The sequence below is a fragment of the Pontibacterium sp. genome (genome assembly GCF_041587635.1).
Classification (GTDB): Bacteria; Pseudomonadota; Gammaproteobacteria; order Pseudomonadales; family Balneatricaceae; genus Pontibacterium.
Window position 1 is genome coordinate 1 of the sequence record NZ_JBFGYC010000139.1, and the last position, 7,899, is coordinate 7,899.

General features: G+C 53.2%; 7 protein-coding genes. 1 reads left to right on the forward strand and 6 read right to left on the reverse strand.

The window, feature by feature from the left end:
- Both ABYW01_RS08960 and recC read right to left on the reverse strand, forming a co-directional pair.
- A partial coding sequence (locus ABYW01_RS08960; protein WP_372832179.1) for a UvrD-helicase domain-containing protein occupies nucleotides 1-910 on the reverse strand: 910 nt, incomplete at its 3' end.
- 7 nt (nucleotides 911-917) lie between these two features.
- The gene (recC, locus tag ABYW01_RS08965; RefSeq protein WP_372832180.1) at nucleotides 918-4,214 is read right to left on the reverse strand and encodes an exodeoxyribonuclease V subunit gamma; all 3,297 of its coding nucleotides are present in this window, start codon (nucleotides 4,212-4,214) and stop codon (nucleotides 918-920) included.
- A gap of 189 nt (nucleotides 4,215-4,403) precedes the next feature.
- Here recC and ABYW01_RS08970 point away from each other — a divergent pair, with 189 nt between their 5' ends.
- Entirely contained in the window at nucleotides 4,404-4,616 is a 213-nt protein-coding gene (locus ABYW01_RS08970; protein WP_372832181.1) for a hypothetical protein, read from the forward strand.
- On the opposite strand, the gene ABYW01_RS08975 is transcribed toward ABYW01_RS08970, so the two are convergent.
- From ABYW01_RS08975 to ABYW01_RS08990, 4 genes are all read right to left on the reverse strand, one after another.
- Nucleotides 4,613-4,831 carry a hypothetical protein gene (locus ABYW01_RS08975; protein WP_193953046.1) on the reverse strand — a complete coding sequence of 73 codons (219 nt, stop codon included), beginning with the start codon at nucleotides 4,829-4,831 and terminating at the stop codon, nucleotides 4,613-4,615. The genes ABYW01_RS08970 and ABYW01_RS08975 overlap by 4 nt on opposite strands.
- Before the next feature lie 451 nt (nucleotides 4,832-5,282).
- Entirely contained in the window at nucleotides 5,283-6,122 is an 840-nt protein-coding gene (locus tag ABYW01_RS08980; protein ID WP_372832183.1) for a hypothetical protein, read from the reverse strand.
- Between the two features lie 40 nt (nucleotides 6,123-6,162).
- On the reverse strand, nucleotides 6,163-6,567 hold the full coding sequence (locus tag ABYW01_RS08985; protein WP_372832185.1) for a GFA family protein: 405 nt from the start codon (nucleotides 6,565-6,567) through the stop codon (nucleotides 6,163-6,165).
- Nucleotides 6,568-6,591: 24 nt separating this feature from the next.
- Nucleotides 6,592-7,770 (reverse strand): MFS transporter, encoded by a 1,179-nt coding sequence (locus tag ABYW01_RS08990; RefSeq protein WP_372832186.1) that lies wholly within the window; start codon nucleotides 7,768-7,770, stop codon nucleotides 6,592-6,594.
- Between the last annotated feature and the right edge of the window lie 129 nt (nucleotides 7,771-7,899).

Below are 7,899 nucleotides of genomic sequence, written 5' to 3' on the forward strand. Positions count from 1 at the left end.
CTTTGGGGGACTTCTCATACAATCGTGATTGCTGAAAACGCTCCAGCACTTCGACCAGCTTCTTATCCAACACCGAGCTGTCGGTTTCGCAGAACTCGCCGATCTTCGCCAGCCAGTTCGGTAGCAGGTTTTTACGATAGCTTTGCTTGCTGACGCCCGAGTCGCGGATTAAGGCTTCCAGATCCGCGCCTTGTGACAACCAGAGCGCCTTAAAGCGTTTCAACAGGCTCTGAAACTGCGTAAACAGCTCGGTCAGATTTTGCTCCGACAGATCCGGCTGTAAACGCAATTCCGGTGAGTTCCAGAAACCGCTCAGGTCTTTACCCAGATCCACCGGCGTTTTCCACAGATGCAGTACCGCAGAGGCGATACCCGCCTCCATGCGATAGATCTCATTGCGCCAGAAATCCATAACGGCCTGATGCAACAAACGCTGGGAATCTTGTGTCAGCTCGGTCTCAAACAGCGCACCACTTTCAAAGGCATGACGTTTAAGCATCCGCTGGCAGAAACCGTGAATGGTGAAGATCGCCGCTTCATCCATCTGCTGGGCAGCTTGCTCCAGCAGCTTCACCGCAGCCTCTTTATCCTCAATCGCTTCAATCAGCTGACCCAAGAACGGATCTTTAACGTCCTGCCAGTTCAGCGCCAGCATAAAGGCCTGTCGAGCTTCGGCGATACGCACACGGATGCGGTCGCGCAGCTCTTCGGTTGCAGCTTCGGTAAAAGTCACTACCAGAATTTGATCAGGCCCCAATGGACGCACAGGGCCTTGATCGCCATGCCCCAGCAGCAAACGCAGATAAAGCGCGGTAATGGTGTATGTTTTCCCGGTACCGGCGCTGGCCTCAATCAGACGCACGCCGTGCAGTGGAAATGTCAGCGGTTGTAGTGGAATCAGATCGCTCATCCTTGCCTTACTCCTTACCTTCTTCCAGCCACGGCAGCATGGGGGCCAGCACCTGCTCCGTCAGTGGCACTAAGCCCGGCTCAAATGCACTGTATTGTGGATAAACCCGGCGCAGGTACGGATCTTCAATCGCTCCGTAGCTGTTAAAACCGCCTTCAAAACGGGTCTGCGCGGCAACTCGCGCACGGTCTTCACCTTTCTCCAGCACCGACAGATACGCCCAGCCGACACCCGGCTCAAACGCCAGAGGGCGTTGCAGACCTTCCCGATACAGGTTTACTAACACTTCCAGCTTTTGCGTGGCCTCATCACGACTCAGCGGATGAAAGGTCAGCTGCGCCGACAACCCTCGATGAATGGTCGCCTGAGTATCGCCAAAACAGGCGCAGGCACACAGATGTTCAATCCAGCCAAACAAACGGTCGTAACCCTGTACTTGTGCCGGTCGGTAGCGCAGCAGTGTGGAACCGTACCAACCGTCTTGCCAGCCGGTCAGCCGTAGTTTGGGTAAATTCGGCAACTTGATGCGGATCTCACGGCGACGCGCCGTTTCCGTCATCAGCGGTTCCAGTTTCTCCGCCAGCTCTGAACAATCTCTACGTACCTTGTTCAGACTTTGATAACCACTCTGCCCCACCGGTAGCAGCCCTTCGGCCTGAATCCAGGCATCCACCTGATCCAGAGACTCACCGGCCAACGCCGTTGCCAGATATCGCTGTTTTAGCTGGTAATCATCCAGCCCCTCCACCTTAAACGGCTCATCATCTTCGGCACCCGATTCCCGGGTTTCAAAGTGCACTTTTAAGCGTTGGGTGAAGAAATAGCGACTTGGATTGCGGAAGAAACGCAGCAGATCAGACAGTTCCAGTTCGGCTGGCATGTCTGATTCCAGCGCTGCGGACACAAAGCTCGCCGGGGTTTGCTGCTCAGCGGCAGCGGCCACCAGCCATTCGGAGGCATAACTGAAGTAATCGGAATCCACTCTGAAATAGTCACGACTGAACGGTGCTAACGGATGTTCAGTCAACAGCGCGATTTTCAGCGCTTCGGCGCTGCTGTCCATATCCAGATCGACGTTGTCCGGCATCACATAGGCCTGCGCCAGATATTCCACCAGCTCGCTCACCAGAACAGATGGCACTTTTTCCGTGTTGTCATGAATCGAGCGGGCAACATAGCTGACATAGAGCTTTTCCCGCGCTGAAAGCACCGCTTCAAGGAACAGATAACGGTCATCATCACGGCGGGATCGATCCCCCCGGCGTACCTGATCGGCCATCAGATCAAAGCCAATCGGCGGCATGGTACGAGGGTAGTCTCCGTCGTTCATACCCAGCAGGCAGACCACGTTAAAGGGTATCGAGCGCATCGGCATCAAGGTACAAAAGTTCACCGCACCCACCATAAACCGCTGACTGGAACGGGCACTGTCTAAGCCGTTATTGAGGTAATCACACAACACCTCAATCGATAGAGGCGCACTCCATCCCGCATCGCTAATCTGCTCTTGCAGCTGGGCCAGTACCTTACGTACCTGATCCAGGGCGACTTCATCCAACTCGTCCGGTTGATAACTGCGTACCAGCAGTTCATTGATCAACTCAATCCAACTCTCTGGCGTCTGTTCACCCTTAAAACGTTCGGCACAAAAACCCAGCAGATCGACAAAATCCGCCAGTTTACCCAGCAGATCCGCTTCCAGCCCCTCGACCTCACCATAGGGTGCGATACCTGACCAGAGGTCGTCACTGTCACCCAATGCATAACCGGCCAACATACGCTGTAAACCAAACTGCCAGCTGTTTTGCTCAAACTCCGGCAGATCCCACTGGCTGCGTTGATGGCTATCTAAGCCCCAGCGGATATTCACCTCTGCCACCCAGTGACGAATACGGTGGAACCCCTCCTGATCAAGCCCAAAGCAACGCATCACGGCGGGCACTTCCAGTAGTTCCAATACTTCAGAGACGGTCAGACGGCTATTCGCCAGTGCGATAAAACGCAGGAAGCTCTGTAACAGCGGATTTTCCTGCTGTGCCGAACGGTCAGAGATAGAAAATGGGATATAACGATCTGGCGGTGCATTACCAAATATCGCATCCACGTAGGGTGCGTAGGTTGCCACATCTGGCATCATCACGATTACATCACGTGGCGACAGCTCCGGCTGAGCCTGAAACATCGCCAGCAACTGATCGTGTAGCACCTCCACTTCCCGCATCGGACTATGGCAACCATGCAACTGAATCGAGGTATCGTCTGCACTGATGGGCGTTTTATGCACACTCTGCTGGAAACCATCTGGTTGGGTCGGGAAACGTGCCCGATCATCCAGATCCAGAATATCCGCCTGCATCTGATGCAGCAGGCTGTCACGGTCGATATCGGCAAAAGCTTCAATCTCCGGTGCTTTAAGCTCTTGCAACTGCACCAGATAATCACGGCCCAGCTTACCCATCGACGCCAGCAGAGGATTGCCGTGCTCGAAGTAATTGCCCAGATCTGTCCCCGGTTTATCAAACCAGCTGCGATTAAGGCGGGCGATCTGCCCCTGATCCAGAATCTCCCCCCAGTAGTAACGACACGGGTTGGTGACCATCAGGTGTACATCGATCTTTTGTCCCATCGCATTCAGGGCTTCAAGGTAGTTTTGCGGCAACGCGGAGATACCAAAGACAAACAACCGCGTGGGTAAACCCGCCTGACCACTGGAGCGGCCCAGTGCAGTTACAAATTCAGAGAACATATTGGCGCGATGCCAATGGGCCTGACCAGAATCACGTGTCCGTTCAACCAGCGCGCGCCACAGCACCGGTTGCCAGGGCTGGGTTTCAGCGGCCAGCTGCCCCCCCTGCTCCCAATCCGCGATCCAATCCGGGCGATATACCAAATATTGGTCAAAGGTGTCAGCGATTTTGCCGCACAACTGGTAGAGCTTAAAGTTCCCCTGATCCGCCGCCAGATAACGTTGCAGGTCACTGAATTCCGGCTGACATAACTCGGTAGGTAACAGCTCCATCAACTTCCAGGTCATCGCTTCTTTGTTAAACGCCGAACGTTCAGGCACCCCCTCCAAGACCTCAGAAAAACTCTTCCAGAGGAAAGAGGCCGGCAGCGGAAAATCAACGCTCGCGGCAATACCCTGCGCTTGTGCCAGTTCCAGCTTCAGCCACTGCGCCATACCCGGGCTTTGCACCAGAATGGTTTCCTGTGCAAATGGATCGGTTAGCGGGTCCAGCCGGATCAGCTCAACCAGCAGATCCTTAAGCACATCCAGTGCATTCGAGTGATATATGCGAAACATGTCCTATTCCTGATCAGGCCGCTTTAGGCATCACCGCCACGCTTTTCAACGTGCGTCTGTTGTACGAGATGGATTCGATAAGATGCTGTTTAGATTACCTTATCCCACCATTCACCGACACTGTCATACAACTGTATTGGTGCTGTGAAATATTGCACCGGCAATTTAAATAGAGCCGTAAGATGAGTGATGAAAATTCAGTGTGTTGAAGTGATTGATTGCACCCACAGCGATGACTGGCGCATCCCTGCTAATAAAGATAGCCAGCGGCAATCAACTGATGGGATTACCGTATACGCTGGATTCGTTGAGCCGACAGATGAAGCGGTTTACGTGGAGCCGCACCGCTTTAAAAGCAGCATCACCGGCAAGACAACATACGGCCGGGGAAAGAACAACTAAGGCGTCGTTCCGGTAGGTGGCGCATTGGTCGCATCTTGCGCGGGAGGTAGCTCAGCGAAGCCTTCTTTGATACACCAGTAACTGCGGCCCTGTTCAACCCGCACAACACCATCAAAGCGTTGTTGCAGATATTCAACCGCCTCTTCCAGCGTATCGATATCACAGAGGATTACACCGCCACGTTCGTTCTCAGTCGCAAATAGGTAACTTTTCATGCATCCCCCTAAATTAAGGCGCTAATGATGACGAGATGGGGTGGATGGGGTCAAGTATTATTGCGGTTCAGATTGCTTCTAACCTCTGCTCCCTTTTAGAGTGGGTTACCTCGTTCCCATGCTCCCGCGTGGGAACGCAGACAGCGCTACATACCACCTCAACTCTGAATACGCGCGCCGTAATCTCGTGTGGATTCCCACGGAGAAGCATGGGAACCAGAGCCTCGGAGGACTAATCCATAGTGGTTCAGAAGATATAGCTCGTTCCCACGCTCCCGCGTGGGAATGCAGACAGCGCCACAACCACTTCAACTCTGAATACGCGCGCCGCAATCTCGTCTGGGTTCCCACGGAAGACCATAAGAACCAGAATCTCAGAGGGCTAATCTACATCTGCCTCAAATTACAATTCCGTCGCTATTTCTCATCATACTGAGAAGCACTGAAAAGATCAGCTTTCAACAAACAGTTCTCGAAGCCAGTCGTTCACCGCTGGCTGCTTATCCAGATCCAATACAAACTCCTGCCCACGGGCAGCAGCCTTCAATTGCACGTCATGCTCTCGCCGATTCCAGCGCCAGGGTTGGCGGTGATAACTCAGCCCATCGGCAAAATCATCGGGATAAAATAGATCCGGCAACGTCCACTGAGTGCGATTTTCGCCCGGGGTGGTGAGTTGCAGCTGCTCGTCATACGCTGGAAACATCCCATACCCAGCGTGTTCCAGCACCTCACCGGCAATGGACAGCTGAGGTGACGGCAGGTAGAGGGTGTTGAAGGCGTAATCCTTTTGCATATGGGGATGATTGGCCAGCTGCGGATACCGCTCAAGCACCTCCGGGGAGGGATGAATAATCTCACCGACCTGCATCCAGCCATGGATCAGGTGAATATCCGGGGCACCTTTAACGAACTGCATCCGGCCTTTCACCCGTTCCGTCTGTCGATACCAACCGAAGAACAGAAACAGATCCCCTACACCCACCCCTTCGTGTTCCAGATGCCGCTGGGCAGAGCCGAACTGGCCAAACGCGGGCAACCAGTTGTCCGTATCCGTAATTAAGGATGGATCGATATCGGGGTCCAGATGACACCCACCGCGCCACTGTTTACCGCCGAGCTGTTTGATCAGACTGGACAGACTCTGCTTACCCGCCTTGAGATGGGAGTATTGAGTGGTCGCGTCATCCTGAGGAATGGGCAAGGAGAGTAAACGACCATCCGGCAGGATAGGACTGGGGAGCCCACCTGCACTGGAGTCGGTGCCTTTACGGCTGAGGATTAACTTCATGACACTTCAGGGCTTTAACGAAGAGTGGTGAATTGGAAAGCTATTCGGGTACACCGTCAATGTGAGGTGCATTTATCGCATCGTCGTACCATTTAGCACGTTCATCCCAACAGATATTACTCTGCGGTGCGATATTGGCCTGGCCATCCAAACTTCCCGCCGGTACAACCAACAGTTTCTCTTTACCGGACAGGCGCGGCATGGCAGATCCACACTCGACGCAAAACGCATGGGCCATTGAGCATCCCGGTACATCAAAGCGCTTTACGAACGCATACCCACGCAGCCAGATGATATTGTCATGCACGGTGAATAGATTAGACGCATGTGCACTGCCAGTGACTTTCTGACAGAGCTCACAATGACACAAGTGAAACTGAGTGAATTGATTCTCACAGTGAAACTTAACTTTGCCGCACAAACAGCTACCGGTAATTTTAGCCATGTCGTTCTCCCTCTCATCCAGCGCTTAGCTTACTGCTGAAACAGCTGCTTTCGCTTTTTTATCCATTAAGTACACCACAGCAACGGCCCAGAGTACTACTGGCAACATCATCCAGTTCATCGTAAACCAACCCAAAGCGTCTTCCAGCCAGCCGGATGTCAGTGCAGATAATGTCACAACGCCAAACACCAGAAACTCATTGGCAGCTTGTGATTTGGCTTTCTCAGCCGGTTTATATGTACCTGTCAGCAATTGGGTCGCTGGGATAAACATGAAGTTCCAACCCACCCCCAACAGCAGCAACGCCGCAAAGAAATGCCATTCACTGGTCCCGGTCATATTGATCGCGATACAGCCCACAATCAACGCGGCACCGCTATAGATCATCGGCTTAATACCAAATCGATTGACGAGTGATCCAGTAAAAAAGGAGGGCAGAAACATACCCAAGACGTGCCATTCGATCACATTGGCGACAGAACCAAAACTGTAACCACAACGCTGCATAGCCAGTGGTGTTGCGGTCATCAGCAGGTTCATAACCGCATAACCCACCATGGCTGCGACAACGGCACCAATGAAGTTTGGTTGGCTGATAATCTCAGTAATAGGACGTGCTTCACCGTGATGTTCATCCGCACTGACGGGTGGGATACGGATCAGGCTGAGCAGGAGTAAGGCGATAATGTACAAACCCAACAGACCAATAAACGCGCCCTGAAATGGGATGTCTTCGACCCACTCCTGACTGGATACTGCCAGTGCAGGTCCAGCGACCGCGGCCAATACACCACCCGCCATAACCATAGAGATCGCGCGGTTCTTCTGATCGGGAGCGCAGACTTCGACGGCGGCAAAACGATACAAGGTGCCAAACCCTATACCAATGCCCAGCAGGAAGGTACCTAAACAGAAGAGGTCAAACTGATTGCCATTTAAGGCGAAGATACAGGTGAACGCACCTGCAATGCCGATCGTGGTGCCGAGGTAGAAGCCGTTCTTACGCCCGATCTGCTTCATCACCAACGATGCCGGAATGGTCGCGGCCATCAGGCCAACAAACTGCATGGCGACCGGCAAGGTGATGAGTGCCGCACTTGGCGCCATATCACGGCCAATCAATGCCGTCACAGACACTAACAGGATGTTCCCTGTGGTCAGTAACGCCTGACACAGGGAAAGCAGAACAACGTTCATGTTCACAACGTACTACCTCGTTGAAATCCGTTTCCTTAAGGTGGGAGGTAGGAAACGGGTATTACAGTGCCAGGATATCAATCATCTCCGGCATTTTTTCCGCCTGCGGCTGCTCAGGATCGAAGTGATTGGTCA

Bases quoted from the DNA above. Each gene is read 5' to 3' on its own strand.
- recC (WP_372832180.1), bottom strand. From the start codon at position 4,214: ATGTTTCGCATATATCACTCGAATGCACTGGATGTGCTTAAGGATCTG.
- ABYW01_RS08975 (WP_193953046.1), bottom strand. From the start codon at position 4,831: ATGAAAAGTTACCTATTTGCGACTGAGAACGAACGTGGCGGTGTAATC.
- ABYW01_RS08985 (WP_372832185.1), bottom strand. From the start codon at position 6,567: ATGGCTAAAATTACCGGTAGCTGTTTGTGCGGCAAAGTTAAGTTTCAC.
- ABYW01_RS08980 (WP_372832183.1), bottom strand. From the start codon at position 6,122: ATGAAGTTAATCCTCAGCCGTAAAGGCACCGACTCCAGTGCAGGTGGG.
- ABYW01_RS08970 (WP_372832181.1), top strand. From the start codon at position 4,404: ATGAAAATTCAGTGTGTTGAAGTGATTGATTGCACCCACAGCGATGAC.